General features: G+C 38.7%; 17 protein-coding genes. 16 read left to right on the top strand and 1 reads right to left on the bottom strand.

Annotated elements, in window-relative coordinates; translation table 11 throughout:
* Positions 1-57: 57 nt before the first annotated feature.
* The 4 genes from ADM90_RS18640 (at position 58) to ADM90_RS18625 (ending at position 2,836) form a co-directional block, all read left to right on the top strand.
* Entirely contained in the window at positions 58-1,512 is a 1,455-nt protein-coding gene (locus ADM90_RS18640) for an IS1182 family transposase (protein ID WP_053993334.1), read from the top strand.
* 58 nt (positions 1,513-1,570) lie between these two features.
* On the top strand, positions 1,571-1,747 hold the full coding sequence (locus tag ADM90_RS24590; RefSeq protein WP_161804091.1) for a hypothetical protein: 177 nt from the start codon (positions 1,571-1,573) through the stop codon (positions 1,745-1,747).
* A gap of 150 nt (positions 1,748-1,897) precedes the next feature.
* On the top strand, positions 1,898-2,320 hold the full coding sequence (locus tag ADM90_RS18630; protein ID WP_053996409.1) for a nuclease-related domain-containing protein: 423 nt from the start codon (positions 1,898-1,900) through the stop codon (positions 2,318-2,320).
* Positions 2,321-2,464: 144 nt separating this feature from the next.
* Positions 2,465-2,836 (top strand): hypothetical protein, encoded by a 372-nt coding sequence (locus ADM90_RS18625; protein WP_053996408.1) that lies wholly within the window; start codon positions 2,465-2,467, stop codon positions 2,834-2,836.
* A 102-nt stretch (positions 2,837-2,938) separates the two neighbouring features.
* Here the strand turns inward: ADM90_RS18625 and rnhC are convergent, their stop codons facing one another.
* The gene (gene rnhC / locus ADM90_RS18620) at positions 2,939-3,865 is read right to left on the bottom strand and encodes a ribonuclease HIII (protein ID WP_053996407.1); all 927 of its coding nucleotides are present in this window, start codon (positions 3,863-3,865) and stop codon (positions 2,939-2,941) included.
* A 134-nt stretch (positions 3,866-3,999) separates the two neighbouring features.
* On the opposite strand from rnhC, the gene zapA reads away from it, so the two are divergent.
* The 12 genes from zapA to uvrC all read left to right on the top strand — a co-directional run bounded on the left by zapA (position 4,000) and on the right by uvrC (position 17,656).
* Positions 4,000-4,260: a cell division protein ZapA gene (zapA, locus tag ADM90_RS18615; protein ID WP_053996406.1), complete on the top strand. Its 261-nt coding sequence runs from the start codon at positions 4,000-4,002 to the stop codon at positions 4,258-4,260.
* Positions 4,261-4,265: 5 nt separating this feature from the next.
* Positions 4,266-4,805, top strand: coding sequence for a CvpA family protein (locus ADM90_RS18610; protein WP_053996405.1), 540 nt, complete (start codon positions 4,266-4,268; stop codon positions 4,803-4,805).
* 60 nt (positions 4,806-4,865) lie between these two features.
* Positions 4,866-6,575 carry a DNA polymerase/3'-5' exonuclease PolX gene (gene polX / locus ADM90_RS18605; protein ID WP_053996404.1) on the top strand — a complete coding sequence of 570 codons (1,710 nt, stop codon included), beginning with the start codon at positions 4,866-4,868 and terminating at the stop codon, positions 6,573-6,575.
* An 18-nt stretch (positions 6,576-6,593) separates the two neighbouring features.
* Entirely contained in the window at positions 6,594-8,960 is a 2,367-nt protein-coding gene (locus ADM90_RS18600; protein WP_053996403.1) for an endonuclease MutS2, read from the top strand.
* A gap of 21 nt (positions 8,961-8,981) precedes the next feature.
* A complete protein-coding gene (locus ADM90_RS18595; protein WP_053996402.1) occupies positions 8,982-9,395 on the top strand; it encodes a DUF350 domain-containing protein in 414 nt (137 codons plus the stop codon).
* Positions 9,396-10,038: 643 nt separating this feature from the next.
* A complete protein-coding gene (locus tag ADM90_RS18590) occupies positions 10,039-11,733 on the top strand; it encodes an AMP-binding protein (RefSeq protein ID WP_053996401.1) in 1,695 nt (564 codons plus the stop codon).
* A 179-nt stretch (positions 11,734-11,912) separates the two neighbouring features.
* Positions 11,913-12,494, top strand: coding sequence for a TetR/AcrR family transcriptional regulator (locus ADM90_RS18585; RefSeq protein WP_053996400.1), 582 nt, complete (start codon positions 11,913-11,915; stop codon positions 12,492-12,494).
* Between the two features lie 14 nt (positions 12,495-12,508).
* Positions 12,509-13,282: an enoyl-CoA hydratase gene (locus ADM90_RS18580; protein ID WP_053996399.1), complete on the top strand. Its 774-nt coding sequence runs from the start codon at positions 12,509-12,511 to the stop codon at positions 13,280-13,282.
* 110 nt (positions 13,283-13,392) lie between these two features.
* Positions 13,393-14,166, top strand: a complete 774-nt coding sequence (locus tag ADM90_RS18575) for an electron transfer flavoprotein subunit beta/FixA family protein (RefSeq protein ID WP_053996398.1) — start codon at positions 13,393-13,395, stop codon at positions 14,164-14,166.
* 50 nt (positions 14,167-14,216) lie between these two features.
* Positions 14,217-15,194: an electron transfer flavoprotein subunit alpha/FixB family protein gene (locus tag ADM90_RS18570; RefSeq protein ID WP_053996397.1), complete on the top strand. Its 978-nt coding sequence runs from the start codon at positions 14,217-14,219 to the stop codon at positions 15,192-15,194.
* A gap of 172 nt (positions 15,195-15,366) precedes the next feature.
* Positions 15,367-15,678: a thioredoxin gene (trxA, locus tag ADM90_RS18565; protein WP_053996396.1), complete on the top strand. Its 312-nt coding sequence runs from the start codon at positions 15,367-15,369 to the stop codon at positions 15,676-15,678.
* 187 nt (positions 15,679-15,865) lie between these two features.
* Positions 15,866-17,656, top strand: a complete 1,791-nt coding sequence (gene uvrC, locus ADM90_RS18560; RefSeq protein WP_053996395.1) for an excinuclease ABC subunit UvrC — start codon at positions 15,866-15,868, stop codon at positions 17,654-17,656.
* Positions 17,657-17,705 lie beyond the last annotated feature (49 nt).

Genomic DNA, 17,705 nt, shown 5'->3' with positions numbered 1-17,705 from the left:
CGTATAATCTCACAAATTTCCTGTATAATTAAAGGACTAATAAAAGGTGGTGCGACCATGATTTCTAAACAGGAAACATTCAATTTAAGCCCGTACATGGCGTTGTACGATTTAATTATTCCAAAGGACAATATGCTTCGCCAAATCAATGAACTTGTGGATTTCTCATTTATTCTAGACGAACTAAAATCGAAATACTGTTTAGTTAATGGCCGTAACGCGATTCCACCGATTCGCATGTTTAAATATTTACTGTTAAAAGCGATTCATGACCTGTCGGATGCCGACCTTATCGAACGTTCAAAATTCGATATGTCCTTTAAATATTTTTTAGATATGGCACCAGAAGAGGAAGTGATCGACCCCAGTTCCCTGACAAAATTCCGTCGACTCCGTCTTCAAGATATGAATTTATTAGATTTACTGATTCAGAAAACTGTTGAAATTGCTTTAGAGAAAGGACTACTCCTTAGTAAAATGGTGATTGTCGACGCTACCCATACAAAAGCGCGATATAACCAGAAAACGCCCAAAGAATTTTTACAGGAAAAATCCAAAAATGTACGGAAAGCCGTGTATCAACTAGACGAAAACATGGTCGGAAAATTCCCTGAGAAGCCTGCGTCAAATGAAGTCACAGAAGAATTAAATTACTGTCGTCAAGTAGTTGAAGCAGTCGAAACACAATCAAAGGTTGCACAAATCCCGGCTGTGAAAGAAAAATTAAATGTTTTAAAAGAAGTGATAGATGATTATGAGAATCATTTAAGCTATTCAAATGATGCGGATGCACGTGTTGGCCATAAGTCAGCAGATTCTTCTTTCTTTGGTTTTAAAACGCATATTGCGATGAGTGATGAACGGATTATTACAGCAGCGGTTGTGACAACGGGTGAAAAAAGTGATGGGCACTATTTACAAGAGTTGGTAGAGAAAAGTAGAACTGCCGGCATGGAAATTGACACGGTGATTGGTGATGCCGCCTATTCCTGGAAAGAGAATTTAGTGTATGCAAAATCGGAGCAGTTTCAGTTAATTTCAAAGTTAAATCCAGTAATCACAAATGGCAGCGGACAACGGAAAATTGAATTTGATTATAACAAGGATGCGGGTATGTTTGTTTGTCCAGCGGGGCACATGGCAACTCACAAAAGACGTACGGGCAGGAAAACCCTGAATCAAAGTTTAACGTTTCATTTTGATATTGAAAAATGTAAAGTTTGCCCGATGCGAGAGGGCTGTTATAAGGAAGGGGCGAAAAGTAAAACGTATAGTGTAACGATTCAATCCAATACACATCAAGAACAAGCAGCATTCCAGGAAACAGCCGAATTCAAAGCACTTGCCAGCAAACGCTATAAAATCGAAGCGAAAAATAGTGAATTAAAGAACCCACACGGCTTTAAAACAGCAAAATCGGCGGGTTTATTTGGCATGGAAATTCAAGGAGCCACGACGATCTTTGCGGTCAATCTGAAACGGATACTCAAACTACTGAGTGAAAAAGAGTAGGAAAAAAGAAAGAAATAAGGCACCTCCCATTCAAAAACGAATGGAAGGTGCCTTATTTTTGTTTGAAAAACTAATTCATCGTAAAAAATGTAAGTTTTTCAGTGCCCTCTCTTACGAGGCAGTCTTTTTTTGTGTTTCGCTCAAAAAAGAGTGGGAAGTGATCAAAAACTGGCTGAACCGCTCAAAAGGGATAGAAAGTGATCAAAAAAGAAGTCAAACCGCTCAAAAAAGGTGAAAAGTGACCAAAAAGAGTGTCAAATCGCTTAAAAGTCTATATAAATTATAAATTTGGAGTGGCATAGTTACTCAAAAAAATAGTTTAACAAGCTCTATAGTCATCTCTATATTTCCTTGCTATATTCATATGAAAAAAGGAGGTAATAGAATGATTATAAAACCATATAAAGAAGCCAGCTTAACATTGGGGCTAAGAGCCTTGGCAAAAAGGCTAGATCGAAAGCACCCTCTATTTGACCAAATTTCAAAAGAGTTATTACAGGCTGAGGCAGGGGAATACGGTGAAAAATTTATAATGAAACAACTTGAGAAATTGTCTCTTGTAATGAAAATTTATGTTTTACATAATATTACGCTTCGATATCCACTTTCTTTTCAGATAGATATTGTCGTTATAACACCATATGAGGTAATTCTGGTCGAATGTAAAAATATTCGAGGAAATGTGGAATTAAAAAATCGACCGCGTCAAATGATTCGAACGCTAGAAACAGGGGAGCGGCGTATATTTCATCATCCTGAAGTACAGCTAGAGGAATACGTCTATAATTTAAAGAAGTTTTTCAATTAACATCACATCAAAGTTCCTGTAAATGGTATTATTGTTTTTCCTTTTAATAATGCCCGGATTGATTATGAGGATGGGTATTTCCCTGTATTAACAGCAAGAGAGCTAATAAGCTTTTTACAACAACGGTGCATAAAAGAAAAAAGTATGGATGCTTATGCTATTAGTAGATTCCTTGTAGCGCACCATCAATCATATGAAGTATACCCACTTTGCCGTTATTATGATATAGAGATAGAGGCTATTCGAACTGGGGTGTTTTGCCCAAAATGTCAATGTGGGCAGATGCAATGGTTAAGGAGAAAATGGATTTGTGCTAGTTGTCTGCATTCAGATCAAAAGGCGCATTTATTAGCTTTGCAAGATTATGGAATGCTGATCGATAAAAATATTACGAATAAACAAGCCCAGCACTTCTTGCAATTGAGCAATCGTCATGTCATTAAACGGCTATTAACAACAAGTGCTTATCACAAAGCCGGGGCAACAAAACAAAGGAAATATCAAATTTTATTGTAAGCGCTCAAAAAGTTACTCGATACGCTCAATCCAGCAGGAAAACCGCTCAAAAAATGGACTAAAGCGCTCAATTCCAAAGAACAAGCGCTCAAAACCAGTCTGCTATTTTAATTTTCGTGCCTTTTCTGTATTAGCAAAATGCCACTTTGTAATAGAGCGTAGAACTTCCTCGCCTTGCTTTCGCCAAATTCGAGCTGCTTGCTGATCTACTTTGCTAGATGCTCCTTTCATTAACTCAAAACCTACCATTTCACTTAAACGATCCATCTCCTTTAAAAATGCCGCACGCGCTAAAATGGACGCTGTCGCTACAGCTACATGTAATTGCTCGGCTTTAGTAGAAAAGTATACATTTTCTTGTACAAGCTCTCGTTCATTCTTTAAATAGTTATAATACACACCACGCTCTGCAAACTGGTCAATTAAAATAAACGCAGGCTTTTCAGGAGCCATCTTCACGAGTGTATTTTGAAGAGCTTTATTGTGCATCATTGCCTTTATTTTTCCCTGTGAATAGCCTTTTGCCTGGAAGTTATTATATTTCTCATTGCGTAAGACGAGTACACTATGAACACAGGCTACACGTAAATCTGGGGCAATTTTTCGCATATAATCATCCGTCAGCATTTTGGAGTCTTTGACACCAAGCTCATTGATTAATTCAATTTTAGATGAAGGTACATAGACTGCAGCAACTGTCACAGGACCAAAATAATCACCTGTGCCTGTTTCATCTGAGCCTAATACGGACATTGTTGCGAAATGGTCTGGTAGTGTATCACCCTTTGCTCCGATAGAAGAAGCTTGCTGTGTAGTTGTTTTTTCAATAACCCCCCACCGCGCTGCTTCTCGCTCAGCGCCTCCGCCTTGAAACATTAATTTTCCTGATTTATACATTGTAATAGCTGTATCTGGTAACTTTGCAGCAAAGATCACACCTGGTGCTTTACGTTCGATAAAATAACTTGCATAGTAAGCCATTACCTCTTTTTGTAGATTTGTTGAAATGGAAAGCACAATATTTGACATTTCATCGTTCCTTTCTGTCCTCATTGTTCACAATTTTATACCTTTCATGGTATGATAATAAATAGCTTTTTTGTGTGATGGTGCTCATTTGTTAAAAAATTGTGAGTGCATCGAATTTATAGGAGGGTGGGACTATGGAAAATCAAGAAAAGAATAAAATTTCTGTGGAAATTTATGGTCATACATATAAAATGGTCGGCTCAGAATCCATTGGCCATATGCGACTGGTCGCTTCGATTGTTGATGACCGTATGCGCGAGATGAATTTACACAATCCCTCACTTGATAGCACAAAACTTGCTGTTCTGACAGCCGTAAATACCGTACACGATTATTTACTATTAAAAGAACGAATGGAGCAACTAGAAGAAGAATTGAAAAAATTAAAGGGTTGAAGAGAATGTTAGATTTAATCATATTAGTGGTGCTTTTAGCTGGTATTGGCGTCGGTGCAAAGCGCGGCTTTATTGTGCAAATGATGCATATTGTCAGCTTTATAGTAGCACTAATTGTTGCGTATATTTATTATAAGCCATTAGCACAAAAATTTGTATTTTGGGTTCCATATCCAGGTGTCACTGAATCAGGTAATCTTGGTGTTATGATTGATAGTCTGGATTTAGATGGCACGTTTTATCGTGTGATTGCCTTTGCTGTTATTTTCTTTGCAGTTAAAATCACCTTACAAATTGTGGCATCTATTTTTGATTTTATTGCCTATTTACCTGTGCTAGACACAGTGAATCGCTGGCTTGGTGCACTACTTGGTATTATTGAAAACTATTTAATTATGTTTATTTTGCTATACGTATGTGCTTTATTGCCAATTGAACTTATTCAAAATTTAATGTCGAAGTCATTGTTAAGTGGTCTTATTTTGGAGCATACGCCAATTATTACAAAAATGTTCCAAAATTGGTGGTATATTTATATGCAATAGTAAAACTATGCACTTCTCTCTGTACGGAGGGAAGTGTTTTTACGATAGGAGGACTTACTGATGAATAAAAAAACGATTATTCGCACACTTGAGAAAATTGCTTTATATATGGAATTGCAGGGAGAAAATCCTTTTAAGATATCTGCCTTTCGCAAAGCAGCCGCAGCGCTTGAGGCGGATGAGCGTTCATTAAGTGAAATGGATGATGTTACAAAGCTGAAAGGGATTGGAAAGGGCACGGCTGCTGTTATTGAGGATTTAATGAGCACGGGGGAATCTAGTTTGCTTAAAGAATTAGAGGAAATTGTGCCAAAAGGGTTACTGCCATTGTTAAAATTGCCTGGCTTAGGAGGGAAAAAAATTGCTAAGCTCCATCAAGAGCTCGGTATTGATTCTGTAGAAAGCTTAAAAGAGGCTTGCGAAGCGCATAAAGTCCGCGAATTAGCAGGTTTTGCTGCCAAAACAGAGGAAAAAATTTTAAAAGAGCTTGCCAATTTAGCCAATCGATCTGAACGTTTACCGATTTGGCAGTTAGAGCCTGTGGTTTTACAAATAGAGGCACTTCTAGGTAGTATGGAGGAAGTGGAACGTTTCTCTGTGGCTGGAAGCTTTCGTAGGGCAGCTGAAACGAGTAAAGATATTGATTTTATCGTAGTAACAGAAGCGGCTGAGGCAATACGGGAAAAGCTGCTTCACACATTAGCTATTCAAGAGGTTGTAGCGGCAGGAGATACCAAAATTTCAGTGATTTTAGATTTAGAGGAGCCTGTTAGTGTTGATTTTCGTTTAGTGAAGGATTATGAATATGCAACGGCTTTGCACCATTTTACAGGTTCAAAGGAGCATAATGTACGTATGCGCCAACTGGCAAAAGCACGAGGCGAAAAAATTAGCGAGTATGGCGTAGAGCAAGCGGATGGAACGATTCAAACATTTCAAGACGAAGCAGCGTTTTTTGCACACTTTGATTTACCTTGGATTCCACCAAGCCTACGCATAGGCACAATGGAATTTGATAAGACAGAAGCCATTCAACAGTTAGTGCGGTTGGAGGATATAAAGGCAGATTTGCATATGCATACAACATGGTCAGATGGTGCTTATTCTGTGGCCGAAATGGGCGAGGCATTGCTGGCACGTGACTATCAATATAGTGTGATTACAGACCACTCTCAGTTTTTAAAGGTAGCAAATGGTTTAACGCCAGAGCGTTTAAGAAAACAAGGAGAGGAAATCGAAGCATTTAATGCAGCACACCCAGATTTTCGCTTATTTAAAGGGACAGAGATGGATATTTTACCAGATGGCTCTCTCGATTTTTCTGATGATGTATTACAGCAATTGGATTTTGTTATTGCTTCGATTCATTCTAGCTTTACACAATCGCAGGATAAAATTATGGCACGTTTACTAACAGCGATGCAAAATCCGTATGTTCATATGATTGCCCATCCAACGGGACGAATTATTGCAGAGCGTGATGGCTATAATCCTGATATGCCACAGTTAATTGCTTGGGCAAAGGAACATGGTAAAATTTTAGAATTAAATGCAAATCCATATCGTCTCGATTTATGTGTAGCGCATTTAGAAATGGCTTTGGCAGCAGGTGTACCTGTAGCAATTAATACAGATGCTCATGATATTGAGCATTTACGCTTTATGGATATTGGTGTTCGCTATGCCAATCGAGCATGGCTGCCAAAAGATATGATTGTTAATACATGGACACGTGAGCAGTTTGAAGCGTTCATACGACGAAATAAATAGGTTGAGGAGGTGTTCTCAGTGATTGCAGAACGCGCATTGAAAACACTGGAATATGATAAAGTACGTCAGCAGGTGGCTACATACTGTACTTCCTCTATCGGTAAATCCGCTATTGAGGAGCTTGTGCCACAAACAGATTTTGATAAAGTAGTGCAATTACTGGAGGAAATGGACGAGGGACTTGCCATTTTACGCGTAAAAGGGAATGTGCCAATGGGGGGGATTTTTGATGTGCGTCCCTCGGCAAGGCGTGCACAAATTGGAGGCATGCTTGCAGCAATCGAACTGATGGAAATTTCAAGCACCATTCGAGCGAGTAGGATTCTTCGCAATTTTATTGAAGATTTAGAGGCAGATGAGACGATTGACATTCCACATTTTACGATGAAAAAGGAAGCGATGCCTGTCTTAACAGGATTACAGCATGAGATCAATCACTGCATTGATGACAATGGTATGGTCGTGGATTCAGCGAGTCAGACATTGCGCTCCATTCGTCAATCCTTGCGAGCTGAGGAAGGGAAAGTCCGCTCTAAGCTGGAAAGTCTAATTCGTGGAAGTAATGCAGCGAAAATGCTTTCTGATACACTTGTGACCATTCGTAATGATCGCTTTGTTATTCCTGTAAAGCAAGAATACCGTCACCATTATGGCGGTATTGTCCATGACCAATCTTCATCTGGGCAAACCTTATTTATCGAGCCAGATTCTGTCGTGCAAGCGAATAATGAAATTCATCGATTGAAAATGAAGGAGCAGGCAGAAATCGAGCGTATTTTATTAGCATTAAGTGCAATGGTGCAGGAAGTAGCATCAGATTTATTTAACTTAGTAAAAGTTCTAGGGGATATCGATGTTATTTTAGCAAAGGGTAAATATGGACAAGCCAATAAATGTACAATGCCTAAAATGAATCAGGATGGCTATATCCGACTAGCCCGTGCACGTCATCCACTGCTACCAATGGAGTCAGCTGTTCCAAATGATATTGAATTTGGTAAAGAGATTACAGCAGTTGTGATAACAGGGCCAAATACAGGTGGTAAAACGGTGACATTAAAAACAGTTGGCTTGTGTACATTAATGGCGCAAGCGGGATTACCCGTGCCAGCATTAGATGGCTCGAAGCTTGCTGTATTTAAGCAATTGTTTGCCGATATAGGGGATGAGCAATCAATTGAGCAATCACTTTCTACATTCTCGTCTCATATGGTTAATATTGTAGATATTTTACAAAAGTTTGATCATGAATCACTTGTTCTTTTTGATGAGCTAGGTGCAGGTACTGATCCACAGGAAGGGGCAGCCTTAGCTATCTCAATCTTAGATGAAGTACATGGGCGAGGTGCTCGTGTAATGGCTACAACTCACTACCCAGAGCTTAAGGCATATGGCTATAATCGACCAGGTGTTGCGAATGCCAGTGTCGAGTTTGATATTGAAACTTTAAGTCCGACCTACCGCCTACTTATCGGAGTACCTGGGCGCTCAAATGCATTTGAAATCTCCAGTCGTCTCGGTTTACCGGAATCCATTATCGGTCGTGCAAAAAGCTTTACAGGAACAGATCGTCATGAGGTTGAATCCATGATTGCCTCATTGGAAGAAACACGTCGCCAATCTGAAGAGGATGCCGAACGTTCACATGTATTGCTGCTAGAGTCTGAGTCTTTACGGAAAGAGCTACAAGAAAAGCTGCAAGCCTATGAGGAGCGTAAAGAGGCGCTTGATAAGAAAGCAAAGGACAAAGCGCGTAAAATTGTTGATGAAGCGAAACGAGAAGCAGAAGCGATTATTGCTGAGCTTCGTGAAATGCGTAAAAATGCCGATCAAGTTGTCAAGGAGCATGAACTGATCGAAGCACGTAAACGTTTGGAAGAAGCAACACCACTAGATAACAATAAAGTGCTAAAAAAAGCAGCACAAGTGAAGGCACGTGCACAAAACTTAGTTGTCGGGGACGAGGTAAAGGTGTTAAGCTATGGTCAGCGAGGGACGCTGTTAGAGAAAGTCTCGACCTCTGAATGGATTGTCCAAATGGGCATTCTAAAAATGAAAATTTCCGATAGTGATTTAGAGTATATTAAGCCTGAAAAAGAGCCTGTAGTACGAACAGCTGGTGTGAAAAATCGTAGTAGCCATGTAAAATTAGAATTAGATTTGCGTGGTGAGCGTTATGAGGATGCTATCTTAAGAACCGAAAAATATATTGATGATGCATTGCTCGCAAACTATGGTCGTGTGTCCATTATTCATGGTGTGGGAACAGGAGCCTTACGTCAAGGCATTCAAAGCTATTTGAAAAAGCATAAGCGTGTGAAATCCTTCCGCTTTGGTGAAGCAGGTGAGGGAGGCTTAGGCGTCACAGTGGTGGAATTGAAATAAGCGATAAAGGGGACGGAGAAAATGCTGAATTCTAGCTTTTGGCGATATCCAATTATCGAAACGGCAGGATATTTTAGTGTTGTTGTATTATGTTTAGTCGTCTCAATGGCATTGTTCGAAGTCGTTACGAAATATAAAAATTGGGAAGAAATTAAAAATGGAAATGTCGCTGTAGCACTTGCAACAGGTGGAAAAATACTTGGAATTTGCAATATTTTCCGTTTTTCCATTGCACGTCACAGCACATTAAGTGAAATGATTGGCTGGGGTCTTTTTGGCTTTACACTATTAATCGTCGCATATTTCTTATTTGAATTTATGACACCGCGTTTTAATGTAGATCAAGAAATAGCGAATGATAATCGTTCAGTTGGTTTTATTTCCTTTACCATTTCAGTTGGTCTATCGTTTGTGATTGGAGCAAGTATTGCATAGGAGTGTCATATGATATGGAAAAATTAGCAAAGGTACTAATCATTGTCTGTATTGCATTTTTAGTAGTCGGTATTTATTATATGATGACTATTTAAGTTAGAGAAGAAGATGTCTAAAAAGCCAATCCCCCTTGCGCTGGAGATAGTGGCATGATAGAAAAGCAATATTTATTGTACCGAAAGTGTAGCTACAGGTACAATGAGTTTTTTGTAACTATTTCATATAAAAATGGAGGCTGTCAGAAAAGATTTTTGTTTTCTGACAGCCCTTTTATTTTGTCATGGTAACCAATGAATGCTAAGGTCAAAACAAACGCCATGAATTTTTTTCACTAAAGTTAGCATAAAATCTTACTAGCATCTATTAAATTTCTCTTCATTCAACAAAAAGTCCCTGAGAAAAAATATTTTTTAAATATAGAAATATGAACGAAATCATTTATCTGAAAAAATGAATAATGAATCAGTATTCATGAGGCGTAGCTAACCAAATTGCGATAAATCGTAGTTCTATTAATGTTGTAAAAAGCATAATAATTAATCGAAAATGCATTTATTTTCTATTTTATGTTTGAAACTATAGTTCATTTTTATTATAATAAAAAAGAGAATTGACAAAGTTTGGGACAAAGGGGAGAGGACATATGACAGCAAAACCGTGGCTAGTAAATTATCCTGAAGAAGTACCATCGTCTTTAACATTTGAGGAAATTCCAGTACAAGAGTTGTTGACACGTGCCTATAAAAAGAATCCATCAAAAGTAGCGATTCATTTTATGGGGAGGGAGTTGACGTACACAGAGCTTTATGAATCTGCTTTAAGATTCGCTAACTATTTACAAGCACTAGGGGTAGAAAAAGGGGATCGCGTGGCGATTATGTTGCCTAACTCACCACAGGGTGTAATCGCTTACTATGGTGCTATGTATGCAGGCGCTATCGTTGTACAAACAAATCCGCTGTATACGGAGCGTGAATTACAATATCAAATGGCTGATTCAGGAGCAAAGGTTATTCTTGTGATGGATATTCTCTATCCACGCGTGATGAAAATTATAAAAGAGACGGCATTAGAAAATGTTATTGTGACAGCCATTAAGGATTATTTACCATTCCCAAAAAATTTAGTGTATCCATTTATTCAAAAAAAGCAGTATGGCTTTAGTGTAAAGGTGGAGCATAGCGGGCAAAATCACCTGTTCTCAGAAATAATGCGCTCTTCTCCAATAAAGATGATCGATCACACAGCGTTTAATTTTGAGGAGGATGTAGCTTTACTGCAATATACTGGTGGCACAACTGGCTTCCCAAAAGGGGTTATGCTGACCCATAAAAATTTAATTGCCAATACAACCATGTGTGATGCATGGATGTATAAATGTGTGCATGGCGAGGAAACAATTATGGGCATACTGCCATTCTTCCATGTTTATGGGATGACAACTGTGATGATATTATCTGTTTTTACTCAAAGTAAAATGGTGCTTTTGCCAAAGTTCGATGCTGAAACGGCATTGAAAACAATCGATAAACAAAAGCCTACACTGTTCCCTGGTGCGCCAACATTATATATCGGTCTTTTAAATCATCCAGACATTGCAAATTATGATTTATCATCGATTAAGGCATGTTTAAGTGGCTCTGCTTCACTACCAATAGAGGTACAGGAGAAATTTGAAGCCATCACAGGTGGAAAGTTAGTAGAAGGCTATGGTTTAACAGAAACCTCTCCTGTTACACATGCTACGCCAATTTGGGGGAAGCGGGTAATCGGTTCGATTGGCTTACCATGGCCTAATACGGATGCCATTATTTTACGTACAGGCGATACAGAGGAGCTGCCAGTTGGAGAAGTTGGTGAAATTGCTGTTAAAGGACCACAAGTGATGAAGGGCTATTGGAATCGACCAGAGGATACGGCCGCTTCATTTGTGGATGAGTGGTTTTTAACAGGTGATCTTGGCTATATGGATGAACAGGGCTTTTTCTATGTCGTAGATCGTAAGAAAGATCTAATTATCGCTGGTGGCTTTAATATTTATCCACGTGAAGTGGAGGAAGTGTTATATGAACGAGAAGAAATTCAAGAATGTGTGGTGGCAGGTATCCCTGATCCATATCGTGGAGAAACCGTAAAAGCCTATATTGTCTTAAAAGAAGGATATTCGATTACTGAAGACGAATTAAATAAATATTGCCGTCAACATCTAGCGGCATTTAAAGTTCCACGTTATTATGAATTTAGAGACGAGCTACCAAAAACGGCTGTAGGAAAAATTTTACGCCGTACTTTAGTGGAAGAGGAAAAAACGAAATTAGCGAATAAAGAAGCTAAATAAATACTTGATAAAGTATTGACAAGCAATGCTGTAAATTATAATATGAAAATATGAATGAATGACCATTCATATTTTCATATTTTTTTAGGTTACACGTCACATTCAATTATGTCCTTTTAAAAAATAAATTGCAACTTTGTATGGAGACGTGCGCATGTTTTTTAGGTGGTGATAGTAAAGTGAAACGAGATAAGCCAAAATATAAACAAATTATTGATGCAGCTGTCATCGTTATTGCAGAAAATGGGTATCACCAGGCGCAAGTATCGAAAATCGCCAAACAGGCAGGGGTGGCTGATGGAACAATCTATTTATATTTTAAAAATAAAGAAGATATATTAATTTCTGTCTTTAATGAAAAAATGGCTGTTTTTGTAGAGTCATTACAAGATATAATAGAAAATGGAAGTTCGTCGAAAGACAAGCTTTCTCGAATGATTGAAAATCATTTTAAGGTTCTAGCGACAGATCGATACCTAGCAACTGTCACGCAGTTAGAGCTTCGCCAATCGAATAAAGACTTACGACTAAAAATCAATGCAGTATTACGTGAATATTTACAATTACTGGATCAAATTTTAATCGAAGGTATGCTTTCAGGTGAGCTTAACCAAACGATGGATGTACGCTTGGCACGTCAAATGGTTTTTGGCACAATTGATGAAACCATTACAACGTGGGTTATGAATGACTATCGATATGATTTGATGGAACTGGTTCCAAAGGTTCAGACATTAATTTTGAACGGTATTAAAGCTTAAAAGGATGTGGAGAAATGGAATTTCTAAGTTGGAAAGTGGAAGATGGAGTAGCAATTATTACAATTGCACGCCCACCAGCAAATGCATTATCTCGCGGAATTATTACGGAAGTAAATGATGTACTAGATGCTGTAGAAAATGATGACGCTGTAAGAGTTCTTGTACTTCATGGTGAAGGCCGTTTCTTCTCTGCTGGTGCAGATATCAAAGAATTTACTGAGGTGAATTCTGGAGAAGAATTTACAAAGCTAGCAAGCAATGGTCAGCAAGTATTCGAGCGTGTTGAATCATTCTCTAAGCCTGTCATTGCCGCTATTCATGGTGCAGCACTAGGCGGTGGGCTAGAATTAGCAATGAGCTGTCATATGCGCTTTGTGACAGAATCAGCGAAACTCGGTTTACCTGAACTACAATTAGGGCTTATTCCTGGTTTTGGCGGCACACAACGCTTACCACGTTATGTTGGTGTAGCAAAGGCAGCTGAAATGATGTTTACAAGTGAACCAATTTCTGGAACTGAGGCTGTGCAGTGGGGCTTAGCGAATCGTGCTTTTGCAGATGAGGCATTACTAGATGAAACATTAAAGATTGCTAAGAAAATTGCCAAGAAAAGCCCAGTAGCACTTAAAGCAGCCATTCAAACGTTGCAATACGCAAAGCATGCATCATTTTATGAAGGAATTGAAGCAGAGGCGAAATCGTTCGGCACAGTATTTGTGACAGAGGATGCCAAAGAGGGCATTCAAGCATTTATTGAGAAGCGGGAGCCAGTGTTTACGGGTAAATAATTTTCCACATATCGATAGTTTAAGTATGTGGTCAATGTTATTAACGCTAATAATATATAATATTTATAAATTTACTTAGAATTATAAAATGTTCCAGGAGGTATGGATATATGAATATTTTTGCATTAATTAAACGTACGTTTGATACAGAAGAGAAAATCGTTGTGTCAGGTGGTCAAATCCAAGAGGATGGGGCAGAATTCATTATCAACCCTTACGATGAATATGCCATCGAAGAAGCAATCCAAGTACGCGACGCTGCGGGTGGTAAAGTAACGGTTGTGACAATTGGCGGTGAGGATGCAGAAAAGCAACTGCGTACAGCACTTGCTATGGGAGCAGATGAAGCTGTATTGATTAATACAGAAGATGATTTAGATGAATTAGATCAAAACGCAGCTGCTTATCTTCTAGCAGAATACTTAAAAGATAAAGATGCTGATTTAATTTTAACAGGAAATGTTGCAATTGATGGTGGTTCTGGTCAAGTTGGCCCACGTGTTGCCGACTTATTAGACATTAACTATGTGACAACAATCACAAATCTTGAAATTGATGGTACAACTGCGAAAATTGTACGTGATATTGAAGGAGATTCAGAGGTAATTGAAACATCTCTACCACTTTTAGTAACAGCTCAGCAAGGTTTAAATGAGCCGCGTTATCCATCTCTACCAGGCATTATGAAAGCGAAAAAGAAACCGCTTGCAGAGCTTGAGTTAGATGATTTAGATATCGATGAAGATGATGTAGAAGTGAAGATTGAAACAGTAGACATCTTCCTACCAGCGCAAAAGGCAGCAGGACGCATTCTTGAAGGTGATCTTTCTGCACAAGTGAAAGAACTAGTGAATCTACTTCATACAGAAGCAAAAGTCGTGTAATGAATTGATGATATCAATCGAATCTTAAAGGGTAACGGAGGGAATATGCTATGTCAAAAAAAGTATTAGTATTAAGTGAAGTTCGAGAAGGAAGCTTACGTAATGTTTCATTTGAAGCCATTGCAGCTGCAAAGCAAATCGCTGATGGTGGAGAAGTTATAGGAGTCCTACTAGGGGATGCTGTAGCAGGTTTAACAGGTCCTTTATTTGAATATGGTGCAGATCGTGTTGTTACAGTGGAGCACCCTCATTTAAAACAATATACATCCGATGGCTATAGTCAAGCATTGTTAGCTATCATTGAGCAAGAAAAACCTGAGGGAATTGTCTTTGGCCATACAGCAAATGGTAAAGATTTATCACCAAAAATTGCAAGTAAATTACAAGCAGGTCTTGTATCTGATGTGACAGCTATTGAAGGTGTGGGCGATGATATTGTCTTTATTCGCCCAATTTACTCTGGTAAAGCCTTTGAAAAAGTGAAAGTAAAAGATGGTGTTATTTTAGCATCCATTCGTCCAAATAATATTACAGCACTTGAAAAAGAGGAAGGTAAAACAGGTGATGTATCTGCTGTCACTGTAGATATTACAAATTTACGCACAATTATTAAAGAGGTTGTTCGTAAATCTTCAGAAGGCGTAGATTTATCAGAAGCGAAAGTAGTGGTTGCTGGCGGTCGTGGCGTGAAATCTGAGGAAGGCTTTGAACCATTAAAAGAGCTTGCAGATTTACTTGGTGGTGCAGTTGGAGCCTCACGTGGTGCATGTGATGCTGAGTATTGCGACTATTCACTACAAATCGGCCAAACAGGTAAGGTTGTAACACCTGATCTTTATATTGCAGCAGGTATTTCTGGAGCAATTCAGCATTTAGCTGGTATGTCTAACTCTAAAGTGATTGTTGCCATTAATAAAGACCCAGAGGCGAACATTTTCAAAGTAGCTGACTATGGTATTGTAGGCGATTTATTTGAAGTTGTTCCACTGTTAATCGAAGAGTTTAAAGCATTAAAAGTAAATGCATAATGTTAGAGGCTGGGGAAGTTAATTCCTCAGCTTTTTTTATGGCTATTAAAAGTTGACACATCACGACAAAAAAACTGTAAAAGGGGAAAAAATACATTCTAGGCAGATTGTTCGCTCAAGTGAATTTATCCATGCTATACTACAAACATAGTAAGTTTAAGGAGGATTTCAAATGGCAATTGTACACGCAACGGACGCTACGTTCCAAGATGATATTAAAGAAGGTTTAGTGTTAGTAGACTTTTGGGCTGCTTGGTGTGGACCATGTAAAATGATTGGGCCGGTTCTTGAAGAAATGGATGCTGAAGGAAGTGCCGCTAAAATTGTAAAAGTTGATGTAGACAACAACCAAGGAACAGCAGCACAGTATCAAATCATGTCGATCCCATCTTTACTATTATTTAAAGATGGTGAATTAGTTGATAAAACTGTAGGCTTCCAACCAAAAGAAGCTTTAGAAGCATTTATCGCAAAACATGCGTAATAAATGAAGTTCACAAAAGTCGAACCATCTATAGATGTGTTCGGCTTTTTTTCGTTATAATACAGGTAAACAACAAACAGATTGATGAAAGTAAAGTGGAGTCACTCCTAATGAAAATTGACTTCGGTATGGCGAAAATATGTCTATTTAGAAAGGACATTTTATGAATAGAGGGGGGGGCAGGCAATTGAATGATTTAATAAAACGTAAGCTTGAGATTTTACCAGATCAGCCTGGCTGCTATTTGATGAAGGATCGGCAGGGAACGATTATTTATGTTGGGAAAGCGAAAATATTAAAAAATCGTGTGCGCTCTTATTTTACAGGCACACATGAGGGAAAAACACAAAGGCTTGTTGGCGAAATTGAAGATTTTGAGTATATTGTGACATCTTCAAATATTGAAGCACTTATTTTAGAGCTGAATCTTATTAAATTACATGACCCTAAGTACAATGTGATGCTAACAGATGATAAAACCTATCCCTATTTAAAAATTACTAATGAAAAATATCCTCGTCTACTAACAACGCGTAAGGTAAAAAAAGATAAGGCAAAATATTTTGGTCCCTATCCCAATGCATATGCAGCAAATGAAACGAAAAAGCTATTGGATCGCTTGTATCCATTACGAAAATGTGTGCAATTACCTTCTAAAGTTTGCTTATATTATCATATGAACCAATGTTTAGCACCATGTGTTAAGGATATTGAGCAGCAAGTGTACCAAGAGATGATTGAGGATATAACGAAATTTTTAAATGGCGGTGTTGAGCCAGTTAAAAAGGAGCTTGAAGCGAAAATGCTTACGGCTGCTGAAAATTTAGAGTTTGAACGGGCAAAGGAGTTCCGAGATCAAATAGCACATATTGAAACGGTGATGCAAAAACAAAAAATTGTGTCAAATGATACAACAAATCGTGATATCTTTGGCTACGCGGTTGAGAAAGGCTGGATGTGTGTTCAGGTGTTCTTTGTGCGACAAGGAAAGCTTATTGAACGTGATGTTTCGATTTTCCCAATCTATCGAGAGGCAGAGGAAGAGTTTTTAACATTTGTGGGACGCTTTTATGAAAAGCCAGAGCATATTAAGCCAAAGGAAATTTTTATTCCACAGGCGATTGATGCAGCTATTTTAACAGAATTATTAGCGATCAAAGTATTATCGCCAAAGCGCGGGCAAAAAAAGGAGCTTGTTGAGCTTGCAACCAAAAATGCTGAAATTGCAGTAGCAGCAAAATTCCAACTGATTGAACGGCAGGAGGAACGAACAATTGGTGCTTGTGAGGCACTTGGGGAAGCAATGGGTATCTCTGTGCCATTGCGGATTGAAGCCTTTGATAATAGCCATATGCATGGAACCGATGCAGTTTCTGCAATGGTGGTGTTTGTCGATGGTAAGCCTGCTAAAAAGGAATATCGTAAATACAAAACACGTACAGCTGCCAAGCATGATGATTATGGTGCAATGCAGGAGGTAATACGTCGTCGCTATACACGTGTTTTAAAGGAAGGCTTGCCGCTCCCAGATTTAGTGTTAATTGATGGTGGGAAGGGGCAAATGGAAGTGGCTCGTGAAGTATTAGAGGATGAGCTTGGGCTTGTTATACCAATTGCAGGTTTAGCAAAGGATGATAAGCATAATACATCACAGCTCTTGTTTGGCGATCCACCAGAAGTGATTGCCTTAAAGCGTACAAGCGATGGCTTTTACTTGCTACAGCGTATTCAAGATGAGGTGCATCGCTTTGCCATTACTTTCCTGCGCCAACAGCATGAGAAGCATGCTATTCAATCTGTGCTTGACCATATTGAGGGTGTAGGCCCAAAACGGAAGCAACAACTGTTAAAGCATTTTGGTTCAGTGAAAAAAATACGGGAGGCCAGTGAGCTTGCCTTACAGGAGGCTGGGATGCCAGCTAATCTAGCAAGCAATATTTATGCCTATTTTCAGCAACAATCATTGTCAACGGAATAAACATATGCTAAGGTTATGGATACAAAGGCTACAAAATTAAATACTTCAC

It is taken from the genome of Lysinibacillus macroides (assembly GCF_001281525.1).
GTDB classification, from domain to species: domain Bacteria; phylum Bacillota; class Bacilli; order Bacillales_A; family Planococcaceae; genus Lysinibacillus; species Lysinibacillus macroides.
This window is presented reverse-complemented; position numbering and strand designations above follow the sequence as displayed.